This is a genomic window from Limnobacter humi (assembly GCF_024518835.1).
GTDB lineage: Bacteria > Pseudomonadota > Gammaproteobacteria > Burkholderiales > Burkholderiaceae_B > Limnobacter > Limnobacter humi.
Map to the genome: position 1 here is coordinate 118,160 of NZ_JANIGO010000004.1, position 15,983 is coordinate 134,142.

Annotated in this window: 17 protein-coding genes; 4 read left to right on the forward strand and 13 right to left on the reverse strand. The window is 54.7% G+C overall.

All coding sequences use genetic code 11. The annotated features are described in order from the left end of the window. Window positions 1–12: 12 nt before the first annotated feature. From NQT62_RS12225 to NQT62_RS12245, 5 genes are read right to left on the reverse strand one after another with little or no spacing between them, the layout of a single operon-like run. Complete coding sequence (locus tag NQT62_RS12225) at window positions 13–1,215, reverse strand: tryptophan--tRNA ligase (protein ID WP_256765003.1); 1,203 nt, start codon at window positions 1,213–1,215, stop codon at window positions 13–15. Between the two features lie 3 nt (window positions 1,216–1,218). Further along, entirely contained in the window at window positions 1,219–1,875 is a 657-nt protein-coding gene (locus NQT62_RS12230; RefSeq protein ID WP_256765004.1) for a site-2 protease family protein, read from the reverse strand. Window positions 1,876–1,877: 2 nt separating this feature from the next. Continuing rightward, complete coding sequence (locus NQT62_RS12235; RefSeq protein ID WP_256765189.1) at window positions 1,878–2,534, reverse strand: L-threonylcarbamoyladenylate synthase; 657 nt, start codon at window positions 2,532–2,534, stop codon at window positions 1,878–1,880. A 15-nt stretch (window positions 2,535–2,549) separates the two neighbouring features. Further along, entirely contained in the window at window positions 2,550–3,476 is a 927-nt protein-coding gene (locus tag NQT62_RS12240) for a 3',5'-nucleoside bisphosphate phosphatase (RefSeq protein WP_256765005.1), read from the reverse strand. 14 nt (window positions 3,477–3,490) lie between these two features. Continuing rightward, window positions 3,491–4,294, reverse strand: a complete 804-nt coding sequence (locus NQT62_RS12245) for a ferritin-like domain-containing protein (RefSeq protein WP_256765006.1) — start codon at window positions 4,292–4,294, stop codon at window positions 3,491–3,493. A gap of 68 nt (window positions 4,295–4,362) precedes the next feature. On the opposite strand from NQT62_RS12245, the gene NQT62_RS12250 reads away from it, so the two are divergent. Both NQT62_RS12250 and hslO read left to right on the forward strand, forming a co-directional pair. Next, complete coding sequence (locus tag NQT62_RS12250; protein ID WP_256765007.1) at window positions 4,363–4,887, forward strand: gamma carbonic anhydrase family protein; 525 nt, start codon at window positions 4,363–4,365, stop codon at window positions 4,885–4,887. A 29-nt stretch (window positions 4,888–4,916) separates the two neighbouring features. After that, on the forward strand, window positions 4,917–5,834 hold the full coding sequence (hslO, locus tag NQT62_RS12255; protein ID WP_256765008.1) for an Hsp33 family molecular chaperone HslO: 918 nt from the start codon (window positions 4,917–4,919) through the stop codon (window positions 5,832–5,834). Window positions 5,835–5,844: 10 nt separating this feature from the next. Here hslO and ftsB read toward each other — a convergent pair whose 3' ends face one another. The 6 genes from ftsB to NQT62_RS12285 all read right to left on the reverse strand — a co-directional run bounded on the left by ftsB (window position 5,845) and on the right by NQT62_RS12285 (window position 11,585). Continuing rightward, window positions 5,845–6,213, reverse strand: coding sequence for a cell division protein FtsB (gene ftsB / locus NQT62_RS12260; RefSeq protein WP_256765009.1), 369 nt, complete (start codon window positions 6,211–6,213; stop codon window positions 5,845–5,847). Between the two features lie 42 nt (window positions 6,214–6,255). After that, on the reverse strand, window positions 6,256–7,539 hold the full coding sequence (gene eno / locus NQT62_RS12265) for a phosphopyruvate hydratase (RefSeq protein WP_256765010.1): 1,284 nt from the start codon (window positions 7,537–7,539) through the stop codon (window positions 6,256–6,258). Window positions 7,540–7,568: 29 nt separating this feature from the next. Then, window positions 7,569–8,429, reverse strand: a complete 861-nt coding sequence (kdsA, locus tag NQT62_RS12270) for a 3-deoxy-8-phosphooctulonate synthase (protein WP_256765011.1) — start codon at window positions 8,427–8,429, stop codon at window positions 7,569–7,571. 55 nt (window positions 8,430–8,484) lie between these two features. Next, on the reverse strand, window positions 8,485–10,131 hold the full coding sequence (pyrG, locus tag NQT62_RS12275; RefSeq protein WP_256765012.1) for a CTP synthase: 1,647 nt from the start codon (window positions 10,129–10,131) through the stop codon (window positions 8,485–8,487). Window positions 10,132–10,225: 94 nt separating this feature from the next. Continuing rightward, window positions 10,226–10,870, reverse strand: coding sequence for a 3-oxoacid CoA-transferase subunit B (locus NQT62_RS12280; RefSeq protein WP_256765013.1), 645 nt, complete (start codon window positions 10,868–10,870; stop codon window positions 10,226–10,228). Window positions 10,871–10,880: 10 nt separating this feature from the next. Next, entirely contained in the window at window positions 10,881–11,585 is a 705-nt protein-coding gene (locus tag NQT62_RS12285) for a CoA transferase subunit A (RefSeq protein WP_256765014.1), read from the reverse strand. A gap of 243 nt (window positions 11,586–11,828) precedes the next feature. On the opposite strand from NQT62_RS12285, the gene NQT62_RS12290 reads away from it, so the two are divergent. Together NQT62_RS12290 and NQT62_RS12295 are read left to right on the forward strand one after the other, a co-directional pair. Continuing rightward, window positions 11,829–13,481, forward strand: coding sequence for an electron transfer flavoprotein-ubiquinone oxidoreductase (locus NQT62_RS12290; protein ID WP_256765015.1), 1,653 nt, complete (start codon window positions 11,829–11,831; stop codon window positions 13,479–13,481). Between the two features lie 86 nt (window positions 13,482–13,567). After that, the gene (locus NQT62_RS12295; protein ID WP_256765016.1) at window positions 13,568–14,131 is read left to right on the forward strand and encodes a hypothetical protein; all 564 of its coding nucleotides are present in this window, start codon (window positions 13,568–13,570) and stop codon (window positions 14,129–14,131) included. Window positions 14,132–14,188: 57 nt separating this feature from the next. On the opposite strand, the gene NQT62_RS12300 is transcribed toward NQT62_RS12295, so the two are convergent. Together NQT62_RS12300 and nuoN are read right to left on the reverse strand one after the other, a co-directional pair. Then, window positions 14,189–14,491 (reverse strand): DUF2818 family protein, encoded by a 303-nt coding sequence (locus NQT62_RS12300; protein ID WP_370569180.1) that lies wholly within the window; start codon window positions 14,489–14,491, stop codon window positions 14,189–14,191. 21 nt (window positions 14,492–14,512) lie between these two features. Then, complete coding sequence (gene nuoN, locus NQT62_RS12305; RefSeq protein ID WP_256765017.1) at window positions 14,513–15,976, reverse strand: NADH-quinone oxidoreductase subunit NuoN; 1,464 nt, start codon at window positions 15,974–15,976, stop codon at window positions 14,513–14,515. Window positions 15,977–15,983: the final 7 nt, after the last annotated feature.

A 15,983-nucleotide genomic window follows, 5' to 3' on the forward strand; every position in this document is an offset into this window, starting at 1 on the left:
AACACAGCGCCCTCAGGTGTAACTCAAGCCCATGCTTTGCCGCACATCCCGCATGGTTTCCTGGGCAATCTGGCGGGCGCGCTCACAGCCGTCGGCGATGATATTTTTCACCAGCGTGGGATCCTCGCTGTACATGGCGGCACGCTCACGCATCGGCGCCAGTTCGCGAACCACGGCGTCAATCACGGGTTCCTTGCATTCCAGGCAACCAATGCCAGCCGACTTGCACCCTTGCTGAACCCAGGCTTTTTGCTTCTCGTCGGAGTACACCTCGTGCAATTGCCACACCGGACATTTTTCGGGGTCGCCCGGGTCTGTCCGCCGCACCCGCTGAGGATCTGTGGGCATTTTGCGAATTTTCAGGCTGATGTTTTCCGGTGTTTCACGCAGTGACAAGGTATTTTGGTAACTTTTGGACATTTTCTGACCATCCAGCCCCGGCATCTTGGAAGCTTCGGTCAGCATGGCACGAGGCTCGGTCAAAATCAGTTTTCGAGCGCCTTCCAGATACCCGAACAAACGTTCGCGATCGGCGACACTCAAATTCTGCGTTTCACCCAACATGGCACGGGCCTGTTCCAGTGCGGCTTCATCACCCTGCTCTTGGAAACGGTTTCGCAAATCCAGCACCAGTTTCATGCGTTTGCTGCCGAGTTTTTTGGCAGCCTCCAACGCTTTGGCTTCAAAGCCTGGCTCCCGGCCGTACAAATGGTTAAAACGGCGCGCAATCTCACGGGTTAATTCAATGTGCGGCACTTGGTCTTCACCCACCGGTACTTGAGTGGCTCGGTAAATCAGGATGTCTGCGGACTGCAACAACGGATAGCCCAGAAAACCATAGGTGGCCAAGTCTTTCTCGGACAATTTCTCCTGCTGATCTTTATAGGTCGGCACTCGTTCCAGCCAACCCAGTGGTGTGGACATGGACAACAACAAGTGCAACTCCGCATGTTCGGGCACCTTGCTCTGGATGAATAGTGTGGCCTGGGATGGGTCGACACCGGCAGCCAGCCAATCGATCACCATGTCCCATACATTTGCCTCGATGATTTCGGGCGTTTCATAATGGGTGGTCAAGGCATGCCAGTCGGCCACGAAAAACAGGCAGGGAAACTCGTTTTGCAGCTTCACCCAGTTTTTCAACACACCGTGGTAATGCCCCAGGTGCAACAAGCCAGTTGGGCGCATGCCCGACAATACGCGTTCAGCAAACATGGTTTAAAGATTCAACAAAAAAGAAAGGACACCGACACCCGCCTGAACCACCGGTTGAATGAACACCGGCAAGACATTGAGCATCAACAGTGCGATGAGGATGATCATGCCATAGGGCTCGGTGCGGCTGAAACCGTAGGCTGCAGAACTGGGCAGGAAGCTAAACAGAATGCGTCCCCCATCCAGCGGCAAAATCGGCAACAGGTTCAGGGCGGCCAACACCAAGTTGACCATGATGCCGGCTCGCGCCATTTCCACAAAGAACGGCTCAGGCATGTTCAGCACCACCAACGCCTTCAGCAACAAGGCCCACAATAAGGCCATGACAAAATTGGCCCCGGGGCCTGCAAAAGCCACGTACCGAATGTCGCGTTTGGGGTTTTTCAATTGCCCAAAGTTGACCGGTACAGGTTTGGCCCACCCAAACAACATGGGTCCAGCCCCAACCAGGCTGGATGTGATCAAGATCAAGATGGGTAACGCCACAGTACCCATCGGGTCAATGTGCTTCAACGGGTTTAATGTAATCCGTCCCGCCCACAAGGCGGTCTTGTCGCCATACAGGCGGGCCACATAACCATGGGCAGCTTCATGCAGCGTGATTGCAAACAGCACGGGAAGTGCATACACCGCAATGGTTTGAATGATGGAACCGTCCATGTTCACAAGGCCTCTTGTTCGTCGATTTCGATGGGTTCCAGTGGCCCCGTCAATGGCCCTGCCCCCAAACGCACCACCACTGGCTCATCGCTGGTCCAGTCAATCACCGTGGTGGGCAAAGCGCCGCAATATTCGCCATCATCCACAATCAAATCGAGATCATGGCCCATGGCCTCTTCCACTTCCCAACCACTGCGGCAGGGTTCATCCATGCCGGGCAATTGGGCTGTGGTGGCAATAAGGGGGCCGTTGGTGTGTTCCAGCAAGGCTTGAACCACTGCGTGATTGGGCACACGCAGGCCAATCGATTTTTTGGACGGATGAGACACTCGTTTGGGCACCTCACGGGTGGCTTCCAGAATAAAGGTGTAAGGCCCCGGGTAGATGGACTTCAACAGCCGGTATTGAACATTGTTCACCTTGGCATAACTGCCCAGGTCGCTCAAGTCTTTGCACAACAGCGCCAAATGCTGTTTTTCAGAAATCCCCTTTAAGCGACGCAAACGCTCTACCGCGTTTTTGTCATCCAGCTGGCACACCAGGGCGTAACAACTGTCTGTCGGTATGGCCGCAATGGCCCCGCCGTTGATGAGGTCGGCAGCCTGTTTGCAGGTTCGGGGTTGGGGGTTGTCAGGATGAACGTTGAAAAACTGGGCCAAAAGAACCACGCCTTGTTACGAGACCAGATGGGCCCAATTATCCCAGATTGGTACGCACCCATCCGGCAGGGGCGGCAATTCGCCCAGATTTACGCGTGACTCCGTGGGCCCATGAAAATCCGACCCGCGAGAGGCTTTCAGACCACAACGCACCGACTTGGCAGCGAAGTATTTGTACTCATCCACCGTGTGGCTACCCGTCACCACTTCAATGCCCGTTCCTCCCAGTGCGATGAACTGATCAATCAAGGCATCCATCTGAAGTGGACTTAAACGATATCGACCGGGGTGTGCAATAACAGCCTGTCCGTTAGACTCCAGAATCCATCGAACCGCGTTGGCCAGGGTGGCCCATTCGTGCGGCACATAGCCCGGTTTTCCAGGGGTCAGGAAGCGTTCAAAGACTTCGCGCACCTCGGTGCAAACGCCCGTTTCCACCAAATGACGCGCAAAGTGGGTTCGACTGATCAGCGCCGGATTGCCGACATACGTCAATGCCCCCTCATAGGCCCCTTCAATACCCACTTTGGCCAGCAAACGGCCCATTTCACGGGCCCGTTCGGTGCGACCATCCCGCACGCTGGCCAATCCTTCTGCCAGAGCAGACTGCTCAAACTCTACATTCAAACCCACAATGTGCAGGGTTTCGCCAGCCCAAGTGACGGAGATTTCGACACCGGGGATAAACACCAAGCCATGGGCTTGCGCGGCGGCTTTGGCCCGCGCTAGGCCACCCACTTCATCATGGTCGGTCAGCGACCACAGTTGTACACCGTTGGCCGCAGCCCGTGCCGCCAAGTCTTCCGGGGTCAGGGTACCATCGGACACCACTGAGTGGCAGTGCAAATCCGCGTTGATGCGATGAGGATCCACCCAAGCGGATCGACTCAAGGCTTGGGCGGGATTGCGGTATGGCGTTGTTGCGTGAACTTCGTTCATCATCTGATCTTACACCCTCATTGCTGGGCCAGTTCAATTTGGTGCAACCAGGCCAGTTCCAATTCGCTGAAACCGGCATCCCGACGTGCTGGATAATTGAATGGCGACCGTGGAGCTGGTGCGCTGTATTGGGCCAGCAATTGTTCAAAGGCTGCCACAGGTTCAAGACCTTGATGTTGGCACTGCACATTAAACCAACGGTTGCCAATGGCCACATGACCAATCTCGTCCCGAAGAATGATGTCCAGCACTTGGGCGCTGTGCAAGTCCCCCGCTGATTTGAGCTTGTCCCGAATGGCGGGCGACACATCCAAGCCCCGAGCCTCCAGCAAACGGGGCACCAAGGCCAGTCGAGCCATCAAACTACCCGCTGTTTTTTCCGCCATTTGCCACAAACCATCGTGGGCGGGGTAATCGCCATAAGCCACGCCATAGTCTGCCAAGCGTTCGCACAACAGGGTGTGGTGATAAGCCTCCTCACGGGCCACCTGTAGCCACTCACGATAAAAATCAACTGGTTGCCCCGCAAACCGCACCACCAGGTCCAAAGCCAGGTTAATGGCATTGAATTCAATGTGCGCCAGGGCATGCAACAACATGCCCCGCCCGGTGTCGTCCCCCACACCACGGGTCGGCACCTCACGAGGATGAACAAGTCGCGGTTTGTCCGGCCGCCCAACCCGGGGAGTCAGCACAGCCGCTGGGTCAACTGGCCCATCCACTGCCAAACCCAGCACGGCATTCACCTTGTCAGACGGATTGACATGGGACAGCGCGCTGGCGGCTTGGGTGCGGATTTCAGGCAGTACAACAGGGGTCATGGCGATGGGGCAGCAACATCTCTCGTGGTATTTTAGTTCATCCCCTCAACATTCGCAGGACTACACGCATGGCAAAGTATTCAGTCGATGGCGTTGCCCCTATCGTTCACAGCAGCGCCTATGTGGCCGACATGGCCAGCATTATCGGTCAGGTTCAACTGGATGAAAACACCTCAGTGTGGGACTTTGCTGCACTGCGCGGCGACAACGAACTCATTCACATTCAGGCAGGCAGCAATGTGCAGGAAGGCGCTGTGCTGCACACCGACATTGGATTCCCTTTGACCGTGGGCAAACTGGTGACCGTGGGCCATCAAGCCTGTTTGCACGGTTGCACGGTGGGGGATGGAAGCTTGATCGGCATTCGGGCCGTGGTGCTCAATGGCGCAAAAATTGGAAAACACTGTATCATCGGCGCCGGCGCACTCATCACCGAGGGCAAAGAGATTCCGGACCGCTCGCTGGTGGTGGGATCTCCTGGAAAAATCGTCCGCACATTGAGTGATGAAGATGTAGCCCGCCTGATTGGCGCACAGTTTTATATTGAAAAGGCCAAAGTCTTTAAAAACACCCTGGCACGTCTGCCTGACTGACCGGGGTGCCATTTGTATGCTGGATTGTCATGACCGATACCCTTCGCACCCTTGTTTTTGAAACAGCCAGTGTACGGGCTCAATTGGTGAGCCTGAACGACAGCTGGACAGCCATCGCAAGAAACCACGATCACCCACCTGCTGTGCTAGAAATGTTGGGGCAGTTGGTGGCCGCCAGTGCGGTTCTGTCCGCGTCACTCAAATTTGAAGGGTCGCTGATTTTGCAAATCCAGGGAGATGGGCCGGTGAAACTGGCTGTGGCCGAGTGCAACAGCCGTTTGGGATTAAGGGCCACCGTCAAAATTGCCGAAGGCACAACAATCGCCCCCGAGGCAACCTTCGCGGAATTGGTCAACCAGCAGGGCAAAGGCATCTGTGTGATTGTGCTGGATCCGCGCAACCGCCTACCGGGACAATCACCGTATCAAGGGGTTGTTCCTTTGGTGGGCAACAGCGTGGCCGATGCGCTGGAGGCTTACATGCACAGCTCCGAACAGCTGGAAACCCGCTTGGTGCTGAATGCCGATGCCACCAAAGCCAGCGGCTTGATGCTGCAACAAATGCCGACCAGCGGCGGCAAATCGGTAGAAGCCCAGTTTGACCCAGATGGCTGGCCTCGTTTGGTCGCACTGGCCAATACACTGCAAGCAGATGAGCACTTGTCCACAGCGTTGGATGAGCTCGCAACACGCCTTTTTTGGGAAGAAAACCCGGCCGTGCTTGCTGACCGCCATCCCCACTTTGAATGCAGTTGTTCGGCAGACAAAGTGCGATCCATGTTGGTCACCCTGGGTGAAGCGGAAGTGAGGGAAGCATTGTCAGAGAATCCCACATTGGAAGTGCAGTGTGATTTCTGTGGAACAAATTACAGCTTCAACCAAGCTGATTGCCTGGCTTTGTTCAAAAATGACGAAGGCAGCGACGAGGAAAAACCCACGCTGCATTGAAAGAAATCGTTCAGTCGTCCAGCGCAGGGCTGTCTGATTTGTTTCCCTTGTTGGCAGGTTTGGCCCCCGGAATGCTCGGTACCGAGGTGGTTACACCGGGCTTTGGATCGATCAGCTGGATAAACGTCTCGCCAGGCTTGACCATGCCGAAGTCGTTTCGGGCACGCTCCTCGACAGCTTCAACGCCATCGCGCAAGCTGCGCACATCGCCTTCCAACTGCTGATTGCGCAAGCGCAACGACTCATTGACTTTGCGTTGTTGGGCCAACTGCTGTTCCAGTTCGTGGACGCGCATCAACCCCCCTTTTCCAAACCACAAGGGATACTGCAACAGGGCCAGCAAAGCCAACAGGGTGAACGAGAGGATTCGGCGATTCATGCAAAGAGGCCCTGCTTTCGCAGGGCCTGATCAAGCTGGGTTTTAATCCAGATTGTAGAAGGCGGCGCGGCCGGGATAATAAGCGATGTCGCCGAGGTCTTCTTCTATGCGCAACAATTGATTGTACTTGGCGATGCGATCGGAACGGCTCATCGAACCTGTTTTGATCTGCATCGCATTCGTGCCCACCGCAATATCAGCAATTGTGCTGTCTTCTGTTTCGCCAGAGCGGTGAGAAATAACGGCGGTGTAACGTGCCCGTTTGGCCATCTCAATCGCTGCAAAGGTTTCGGTCAGCGTACCAATCTGATTGATCTTGATCAGGATGGAGTTGGCAATCTTTTTCTCGATGCCTTCTGACAAAATTTTGGTGTTGGTCACAAACAGATCATCGCCCACCAACTGAACCTTGCGACCCAGGGTTTTGGACAGGTATGCCCAACCATCCCAGTCATTTTCAGCCATGCCATCTTCAATCGAAATGATGGGGTACTTGTTGCACCAGCCTTCCAGCATGTGGGCAAATTCCTGGCTGCTCAAGGTCATGCCTTCGCCGTGCAGGTGGTATTTGCCATCTTTGAAAAACTCGGATGCGGCGCAGTCCAGGCCCAGTGCAATTTGAGTACCCGGTTCAAAACCAGCCTGCTCAATGGCCTGCAGTATCAGTTGTATGGCGGCCTCGTGGTTGGCCACGGAAGGTGCGAAACCACCCTCGTCGCCCACCGCTGTCGACATGCCCTTGTCGTGGATGATTTTCTTCAGGGCATGGAACACTTCCGCACCGTAGCGAATGGCCTCGCGGAAAGATGGCGCCCCCACCGGGAGGATCATGAATTCCTGGAGGTCCAGGTTATTGTTGGCGTGCGCACCACCGTTGATCACGTTCATCATGGGAACGGGGAGGCTCATACCGCCCATGCCACCAAAATAACGGTACAAGGGCAAGCCGGTTTCTTCGGCCGCTGCTCGCGCCACCGCCATCGACACCGCCAGGGTGGCATTGGCACCCAATCGGCTTTTGTTTTCGGTGCCGTCGAGGTCAATCAGGTTTTGATCGAGAAAAACCTGCTCCTGTGCATCCAGGCCCAAAATGGCTTCTGAAATTTCGGTGTTGATGTTTTCAACGGCCCTCAGAACGCCCTTGCCCAAGTAGCGTGACTTGTCACCATCCCGCAGCTCAACAGCTTCGCGGGTACCGGTCGACGCACCCGATGGCACTGCAGCACGACCCATGGCGCCACTTTCCAGCAGCACGTCACATTCAACAGTGGGATTGCCGCGTGAATCAATCACTTCGCGACCAATCACATCAACGATTGCACTCATAGTTTCCTCTCGGATGGTTCAGATTCTGTTCAGGATTTCATCAAATCTTGTTCAGCCAGGGGCTGGGCTTTGACCAGTCGGTCCAGTGCCTGAAGGGTTTGCAACAGGGCTTTCATGCGGGGCAAAGGCCAAGCGTTGGGCCCATCGGACATGGCTTTGGCAGGGTCCGGGTGGGTTTCCATGAACAGACCAGCCACACCCACAGCCACGGCGGCACGGGCCAGCACCGGAACAAATTCACGTTGACCACCGGAGGCAGTGCCCTGCCCGCCTGGCAATTGCACACTGTGTGTTGCATCGAACACCACTGGGCAACCGGTGTTGCGCATGATGGCTAGGCTGCGCATGTCGGAGACCAGATTGTTGTAGCCAAAGCTGACGCCGCGCTCGCACACCATGATGTTGTTGCCATCATCGCCATTGGCAATGCTGGCTGCGCGGGCTTTTTCAACCACATTGACCATGTCGCCAGGTGCCAAAAACTGACCTTTCTTGATATTCACTGGGCGTTTCACAGAGGCAACCGCTTCGATGAAATCGGTTTGGCGGCACAAAAATGCAGGGGTCTGAAGTACATCGACCACATCAGCGACCGGCTTGATTTCTTCAATGGCATGCACATCTGTTAGTACAGGCACATTCAATGTCTTTTTGACGTGTTGCAGAATCGCCAAGCCTTTGTCCATGCCCAAGCCCCGAAAACTTTTCCCGGAGCTGCGGTTGGCTTTGTCGTAAGAGCTTTTGTAAATGAAAGGAATTCCCAGGCTGGAACAGATTTCCTGGAGTTGACCCGCTGTGTCCATGGCCATTTGCTCGCTCTCAATCACGCAAGGCCCGGCAATCAGGAAAAACGGTTGGTCCAACCCGACTTCAAAATTGCACAGCTTCATGTTGTATTCTCCAGCAGTTTGTTCGATGGGGTTTTGGCCGTCTGCCTACTTTACTTTACATGCCCTTGGACTGCTTGTGCGCCAGCGCCGCATTCACGTACGCCATGAACAGCGGGTGGCTGTCCCGTGGCGTGCTGGTGAATTCCGGGTGGAACTGAACCCCGATGAACCAGGGATGGTCTGGCAATTCCATGATCTCCGGCAGGTTTTCTGTCGGCGTCCGGGCAGTGATGCGCAAACCTGCTGATTCCAACTGTGGCACGTAGTTATTGTTGACTTCGTAACGGTGACGATGGCGCTCATTCACCTCAGGGCCATAAATGGACTCGGCCAGCGTACCCGGTGTAATGGGGCAACGCTGGGAGCCCAGGCGCATGGTGCCCCCCAGGTCAGAGGCCTCGGTGCGAGTTTCCATCTTGCCACTTTTGTCCATCCACTCAGTGATCAAGGCCACCACGGGTGTTTCGGCCCGTTGATCGAACTCGGTAGAATTGGCTTTTGGCAAACCAGCCACATGGCGGGCAAATTCAATGACCGCCAATTGCATACCCAAGCAGATACCCAGATAAGGCACCTTGTTTTCGCGCGCATACTGAATCGCTGCGATTTTGCCCTCTGTACCCCGCTTGCCAAAACCGCCAGGCACCAGGATGGCGTCCAGCTTTTTCAAACCATCGGTGCCCTTGGACTCAATGTCTTCCGAATCAATGTAATTGATGTTGACACGGGTACGGGTGTGAAGGCCTGCGTGGTTCAATGCTTCGATCAACGACTTGTAGGACTCGGTGAGGTCAACATATTTGCCCACCATGCCGATGTTGATGCTCTGCGTCGGGTTTTCCTGCGCGTAAACGATGTCGGCCCATTTGGACAAATCGGCTGGCTTGGCATCGATACCCAGCTTTTCAAGCACGATCTGATCCAGTTTCTGGGCTTCCAGCATGGCTGGTATTTTATAGATGGTGTCCGCATCCCACACCGAAATCACCGCTTCCAGCGGGACATTGGAGAACATTGAAATTTTGGCGCGCTCGTCATCGGGAATGGGACGGTCGGCGCGGCACAACAACGCATCTGGAAAAATACCAATTTCGCGGAGTTTTTGAACGCTATGCTGGGTGGGTTTGGTTTTCAGCTCGCCAGCCGATGCGATAAAAGGCACCAGCGTAAGGTGAACAAAACAGGCGCTGTTACGACCCAGGCGCAGGCTCATCTGACGCGCGGCTTCGAGAAATGGCAAGGACTCGATGTCACCCACCGTACCGCCAATTTCGACGATGGCTATGTCGGTGTGACCATCCCAGGCTGCCTTGGCACCCCGTTCGACAAAGGCCTGAATTTCGTTGGTGATGTGCGGAATGACCTGCACGGTTTTGCCAAGGTATTCGCCCCGACGCTCTTTGCGCAACACGGATTCGTAAATTTGACCGGTGGTGAAATTGTTGGCTTTCTTCATCTTTGCGGAGATGAAGCGCTCGTAATGTCCCAAATCCAGATCAGTCTCTGCGCCGTCCTCGGTCACAAACACCTCCCCATGCTGGAATGGGCTCATGGTACCCGGGTCCACGTTGATGTACGGGTCCAGTTTCAGCATGGTGACCTTCAGGCCACGGCTTTCAAGGATGGCGGCAAGCGATGCAGCAGCAATGCCCTTGCCGAGTGACGAGACAACCCCGCCAGTGACGAATACGTATTTGGTCATGGTTCAAAGCGGCGCTCAGATCACCACACGGCAAGCAGAGCACAGTTGGAAAGCGCGATTATAACCTGAGCGCGCTTTGTTCCATGTTGGGCAATCAACCAAACGTCAGTTCACAGCCGGTTTTTTCTAGAAGTTCCTCCCGAGTAACACCGGGTGCCATATCAACCACCTTCAAGCCCGTGGGCGTCACATCCATGACTGCCAAGTCTGAAATAATGCGGTTCACGACCCGTTTGCCGGTCAGCGGCAGGTTGCATTCCTTCAAAATTTTCAGATCCGTGGTGCCATCTTTCTTGCGGGCCAGGTGCTCCATCAACACAATGACCCTGGATACACCCGCCACCAGGTCCATGGCACCGCCCATGCCCTTGACCAGCTTGCCGGGGATCATCCAGTTGGCCAAATCGCCCTGCTCGCTCACCTGCATGGCCCCCAAAATCGCCAAATTGATGTGCCCACCCCGAATCATCGCAAACGACTCGGAACTGGAAAAGAATGCTGAACCGGGCAAGGTGGTGACCGTCTGCTTGCCTGCGTTGATCAGGTCTGCATCCACCTGGTCATCGGTTGGAAAGGGGCCAATCCCCAACAAACCGTTTTCACTTTGCAGCATGACGTTCACACCCGCCGGAATGTGATTACTCACCAGCGTGGGCAAACCAATGCCCAGGTTCACATAAAACCCATCCTTCAATTCTCGGGCCGCCAGTGCGGCCATTTCATCGTGATTCCATCCCATCTTCATCCCCTTAAACAGTTGTGCCCGACACAGTGCGTTTTTCGATGCGTTTTTCAGGGTGCGCATTCAGCACCAAACGCTGCACATAAATGCCAGGGGTGTGGATGAAATTGGGATCGAGTGCACCCACATCCACCACCTCTTCAACCTCAGCCACGGTGAATTTGGCGGCTGCAGCACATTCTGGGTTGAAGTTGCGGGCTGTTAAACGGTAAATCAGGTTGCCCGATGTGTCGGCTTTCCAAGCCTTCACCAGGGAAATATCTGCTGTCAAACTGTGTTCGAGTACGTAGTGATCCCCGTTGATCAAGCGGGTTTCCTTGCCTTCAGCGATCACGGTACCAAAGCCTGTTTTGGTGAAAAACGCTGGAATACCCGCCCCACCTGCGCGCAGCTTTTCAGCCAGCGTGCCTTGGGGGGTAAATTCCAGTTCCAGCTCACCAGCCAAGTATTGACGCTCAAATTCCTTGTTCTCGCCCACATAGGAGGAAATCATTTTTCGGATCTGTCGGGTTTCCAGCAGTTTGCCCAGACCAAAACCATCCACACCGGCGTTGTTGGAAATCACAGTCAAGTCTCTGGCACCGGACTCCCGAACCGCGTCAATCAATGCCTCAGGAATACCGCACAGACCGAAACCGCCCACCGCCAGCGTCATGCCATCCTTGATTTTATCGGCCAAAGCCAGGGTGGCACTGCCCACCAGTTTGTTCATCCCCATCTCAATGTCCTTCTGATTTGAAATTGTCGTTTTTTGCCGCAAGTCTACCGCGTATGATTATACAAAAATGATGCTGCAACGCATCAAAATTTCTTGTCGCCACTAGAGATGGTTATCAACCCTTTTGAGTGAGATTCCTCTATCCTTACGGCTTGAAATCCAATTGATATCGGGGTTTCCGAGTTTTCTGACACGGAACTGTCATCCCCGAAAAACGACTTGAAGGAGACGCTCGTTATGTCGGCTGTTGAACGAGACATGATGGAATACGACGTGGTGGTGGTTGGGGGCGGCCCCGCTGGCCTATCCACGGCCATTCGCTTAAAGCAAATCGCTGCCGAGAAAGGGCAAGAAATCAACGTGTGCGTGCTGGAAAAAGGCTCCGAAGTGGGCGCGCACATTTTGTCGGGCGCCGTGATGGACCCCCGTGCCATCACCGAATTGTTCCCGGACTGGAAAGAGCGCGGTGCCCCCCTGAATACCGCGGTGACCGAAGACCAGTTTCTGTTCCTGACCGAAAAATCCGCCAAAAAAGTACCCAACGCCCTGCTGCCAGACTGTTTCCAGAATCACGGAAATTACGTCATTAGCCTGGCCAATGTGGTGCGCTGGCTGGGTGAACAGGCCGAAGCGCTGGGTGTTGAAGTGTTTCCTGGCTTCGCTGGTGCTGAGGTGTTGTACGACGAGAAAGGCGCCGTCAAAGGCGTTCAAACCGGCGACATGGGCATTGGCAAGGATGGTGAACCTACCCACGCCTACCAGCCCGGTATGGAACTGCATGCCAAATACACAGTGTTTGCAGAAGGCGTACGCGGCCACCTGGGCAAGCGCGTCATTGAAAAATTCAACCTGAACGAAGGCCGTGACCCCCAGGTGTATGGCATTGGCCTCAAAGAATTGTGGGAAATCGACCCGGCCTTGCACAAGCCTGGCCTGGTCATTCACTCCGGCGGCTGGCCACTGGACGCCAACACCTACGGTGGGTCATTCCTGTATCACCTGGAAAACAACCAGGTGGCCGTTGGCTTCGTGGTGGGTTTGGCTTACGAGAACCCGTACCTCTCACCATTTGAAGAATTCCAGCGTTACAAAACACACCCATCCATCCGCAAATATTTCGAAGGCGGGAAACGTTTGGCTTATGGTGCCCGCGCCATCGCTGCGGGCGGCTTGATGAGCCTGCCCAAACTGGTGTTCCCGGGTGGCGCACTGGTGGGTTGCGATGCGGGCTTCCTGAATGCATCTCGCATCAAAGGTAGCCATGCAGCCATCAAGAGCGGCATGCTGTGTGCAGAAGCGATTGCTGATGCCTTGGCCAATGACCGCGCTGCCGACGAGCTGGACGCCTACCCCAAGGCTTTCCACGACTCCTGGTTGTTCGATGAGCTGTACCGTGCCCGCAACTTCAAGCAGTGGATGAGCAAGGGCCTGTACACCGGCACCATGATGGTGGGCATTGAACAAAAGCTGTTCAAGGGCAAGGTGCCCTGGACATTGCATCACAAACATGCGGACCATGAATGCCTGCGGCCAGCGGCAGAGTTTGAACCGATCAGCTACCCGAAGCCAGACGGCAAGATCACGTTTGATCGCCTGAGCTCGGTATTCATTTCAAATACCAACCACGAAGAAAACCAGCCAGCCCACCTAACGCTGAAAGATGCGGGTGTGCCGGTTTCGGTTAATTTGAGCAAGTACGCAGGCCCTGAGCAGCGCTACTGCCCAGCCGGTGTGTATGAGTATGTGAAAAAAGACGACGGTGCAGACCAGTTGCAGATCAATGCCCAGAACTGCGTGCATTGCAAAACCTGTGACATCAAAGACCCCACACAGAATATTGTGTGGATTACGCCGGAAGGTGGTGGTGGTCCCAACTACCCCAATATGTAAATACAAAAACCGCCAGCAAAACTGGCGGTTTTTTGATGAACCACGAGAACTTTAGACGACTGATCAAGAGTGACCGGAACGTCTGCTTGAGCGGCCAAATCACCCGCCGTACAGTCATTGAACCTGATGCGTTCAACGACGAAACAATGCGACTGCCTCCCAATTACTATTACGGATCTGACGGCCCCCGCACACCAGCCTTTTTTGGTACCACCGCAGAAACAGTGGAGGCCAAGCACCTGCACAACGCTGGTACCCAAGCGGTGGGCAAACAAGTGTTCTACCGCTGTATTTACTGCCAACATGACCCAAGGCTTCAGTCATTAATGCCGAGCCGTGGACTACACCCCAGAGAACTGATGCAAATTGATCACATCGTGCCGTTCTCGATTATTCAAAGCCACGTCACTGCCTATTACACCGAGGACGATTATCGGCAATTGGCGTTGCAGGGGTTTGTACCGAATCCCGATTTCGGAATGGCCACGGGTTGGAACAACACCGACCCACTACAACTGGCCTTGTTGTACAACGATATCGACAATTTGCACCTAAGCTGCACCGCGCACAATCAAGAGAAAGGCAATACCCTCGATTATCTCGGTTTAAGCGCTCAGTTTTTAAGGCAGTCCGTGTACCCAAACCCCTAAGCCAAACCATGGCTTAAGCCGGTTAACGGATGTTTGGAGAGCGGCGTGAAAATGTGGTTAGTGCTTTGCGCTGCGCCACAAAAAACGATACACAAAACCAGGAAAACCAAGAACGAGAAACAAACAGGCGGTTAGTGCGTAAAACTCCCAGCGCTGTGGGGTAATCTGGCTGACAGTGGCCTCAATACCGAAGCCAATCAAGCCAACCAGAAGATAACCCGCCAGCACTTCCAGCACCCGGGTCCAACCCGACTTTCGTTGAAGCCGAACAACCCCCATCAAGCGATTGCTCACAAACGGCAGGTTGGCCATCAAAATGGCCAAACCGAACAACAACCAATGACCCACTGCTTGTGACACGCTCAGCGATTCCCTGTCACATCAACCAGCCAGAGATTGCTGGATGAGTTGAGCACAGTAGGCCATCAGCGGTGCGGGCAAGAGGCCCAACACAATGACGGCCAAGCCATTCAAACCGAGAACGGTGCGCGCGTCGGCCGCTACAGCGATGCCAGCGTCGTCTGCCGGTGCTTCAAAGTACATGGTCTTGACCACTCGGATGTAGTAGAAAGCGCCCACCAAGCTGAACATGACCGCGTACACAGTCAGCCAAATTTGCCCGGTGGCCAGCAAGGCTTTCAACACAGCCAACTTGGCTGCAAACCCGACCATGGGCGGAATACCGGCCAAGGAAAACATCAGCAACAGCATCACCAACGCCAACCAAGGCGAGCGTTTGTTCAACCCTTTAAGGTCAGCAATGTTCTCTACTTCAATGCCCTTGCGAGACATCACCATGATCACACCAAACGTACCCAATGTGGTCAGCACATAGGTGATGGAGTAGAACATGGCGGCAGAGTAAGCTGCTGTGGAGTTCGCCGGGTTTCCAGCAACCACACCAGACAGCATGCCCAACAGCATGAAGCCCATTTGTGCAATGGTCGAATACGCCAGCATGCGCTTCAGGCTGGTTTGTGCAATGGCGGTCAAGTTACCGATGGCCAGGGACAGCACAGCCAGAACCATCAGCATTTGCTGCCAGTCCATGGCCTTGGTGTACAGGCCATCCACCAACAAACGCATCATCATGGCAAAGGCAGCCAGTTTGGGTGCGCCACTGATCAACAAGGTGGTGATAGACGGCGAACCTTGATACACATCGGGCACCCACATGTGGAATGGAACCACACCCAGCTTGAAGGCCAAACCAGCCACCAGAAACACCAAGCCGAACACGAAGATGATTGACTTGGATCCTGCACCTGCGCTGGCAAATGCGATATCAGCGTGGTTGAGCGAACCCGTGGCACCGTAGATCATCGACATGCCATACAGCAGGAAACCAGAAGCCAAAGCACCCAGCACGAAATACTTCATGGCGGCTTCGGTGGCTTTCACACTGTCGCGGTGCATGGCCACTGCGGCATACAAGCTCAGGGAAAGCAGTTCAACACCCAGATAAATCAGCAACAGGTTGTTAGCCGAAATCATGATCATTTGGCCCAACAAGGTGAACATGACCAAGGCGTGAAGCTCGCCCTTGAACATGTCGCGGTCCTTCGCGTAGTTGGAGCCCACAATCAAAGTAAAAGCCACAGCGATTGCAGAGAACCCTTTCAGGGCCATCCCCATGCCATCCTGGATGTACATGTTGTGGAAGGCCAACTGCGTGCCGGCTGCCGGCACATTGGCCAAGCAATAAGCGCCCAAGGCCAGCAAGAAAAGAACCACACCGTTGTGCAAGGCGGGAAGAATACGGCCCTTTGTGACGCTGTCCACAATCATGAACGCGCACACGAAAACCGCCAGGGCGATTTCAGGAAGGGCTAGGGAGAGATTCATCTGATCC

Coding starts and splice junctions, on each gene's coding strand:
- NQT62_RS12225 (WP_256765003.1), bottom strand. CDS start 1,215: ATGTTTGCTGAACGCGTATTGTCGGGCATGCGCCCAACTGGCTTGTTG.
- NQT62_RS12230 (WP_256765004.1), bottom strand. CDS start 1,875: ATGGACGGTTCCATCATTCAAACCATTGCGGTGTATGCACTTCCCGTG.
- NQT62_RS12240 (WP_256765005.1), bottom strand. CDS start 3,476: ATGATGAACGAAGTTCACGCAACAACGCCATACCGCAATCCCGCCCAA.
- NQT62_RS12245 (WP_256765006.1), bottom strand. CDS start 4,294: ATGACCCCTGTTGTACTGCCTGAAATCCGCACCCAAGCCGCCAGCGCG.
- NQT62_RS12250 (WP_256765007.1), top strand. CDS start 4,363: ATGGCAAAGTATTCAGTCGATGGCGTTGCCCCTATCGTTCACAGCAGC.
- hslO (WP_256765008.1), top strand. CDS start 4,917: ATGACCGATACCCTTCGCACCCTTGTTTTTGAAACAGCCAGTGTACGG.
- ftsB (WP_256765009.1), bottom strand. CDS start 6,213: ATGAATCGCCGAATCCTCTCGTTCACCCTGTTGGCTTTGCTGGCCCTG.
- eno (WP_256765010.1), bottom strand. CDS start 7,539: ATGAGTGCAATCGTTGATGTGATTGGTCGCGAAGTGATTGATTCACGC.
- kdsA (WP_256765011.1), bottom strand. CDS start 8,429: ATGAAGCTGTGCAATTTTGAAGTCGGGTTGGACCAACCGTTTTTCCTG.
- pyrG (WP_256765012.1), bottom strand. CDS start 10,131: ATGACCAAATACGTATTCGTCACTGGCGGGGTTGTCTCGTCACTCGGC.
- NQT62_RS12280 (WP_256765013.1), bottom strand. CDS start 10,870: ATGGGATGGAATCACGATGAAATGGCCGCACTGGCGGCCCGAGAATTG.
- NQT62_RS12285 (WP_256765014.1), bottom strand. CDS start 11,585: ATGAACAAACTGGTGGGCAGTGCCACCCTGGCTTTGGCCGATAAAATC.
- NQT62_RS12290 (WP_256765015.1), top strand. CDS start 11,829: ATGTCGGCTGTTGAACGAGACATGATGGAATACGACGTGGTGGTGGTT.
- nuoN (WP_256765017.1), bottom strand. CDS start 15,976: ATGAATCTCTCCCTAGCCCTTCCTGAAATCGCCCTGGCGGTTTTCGTG.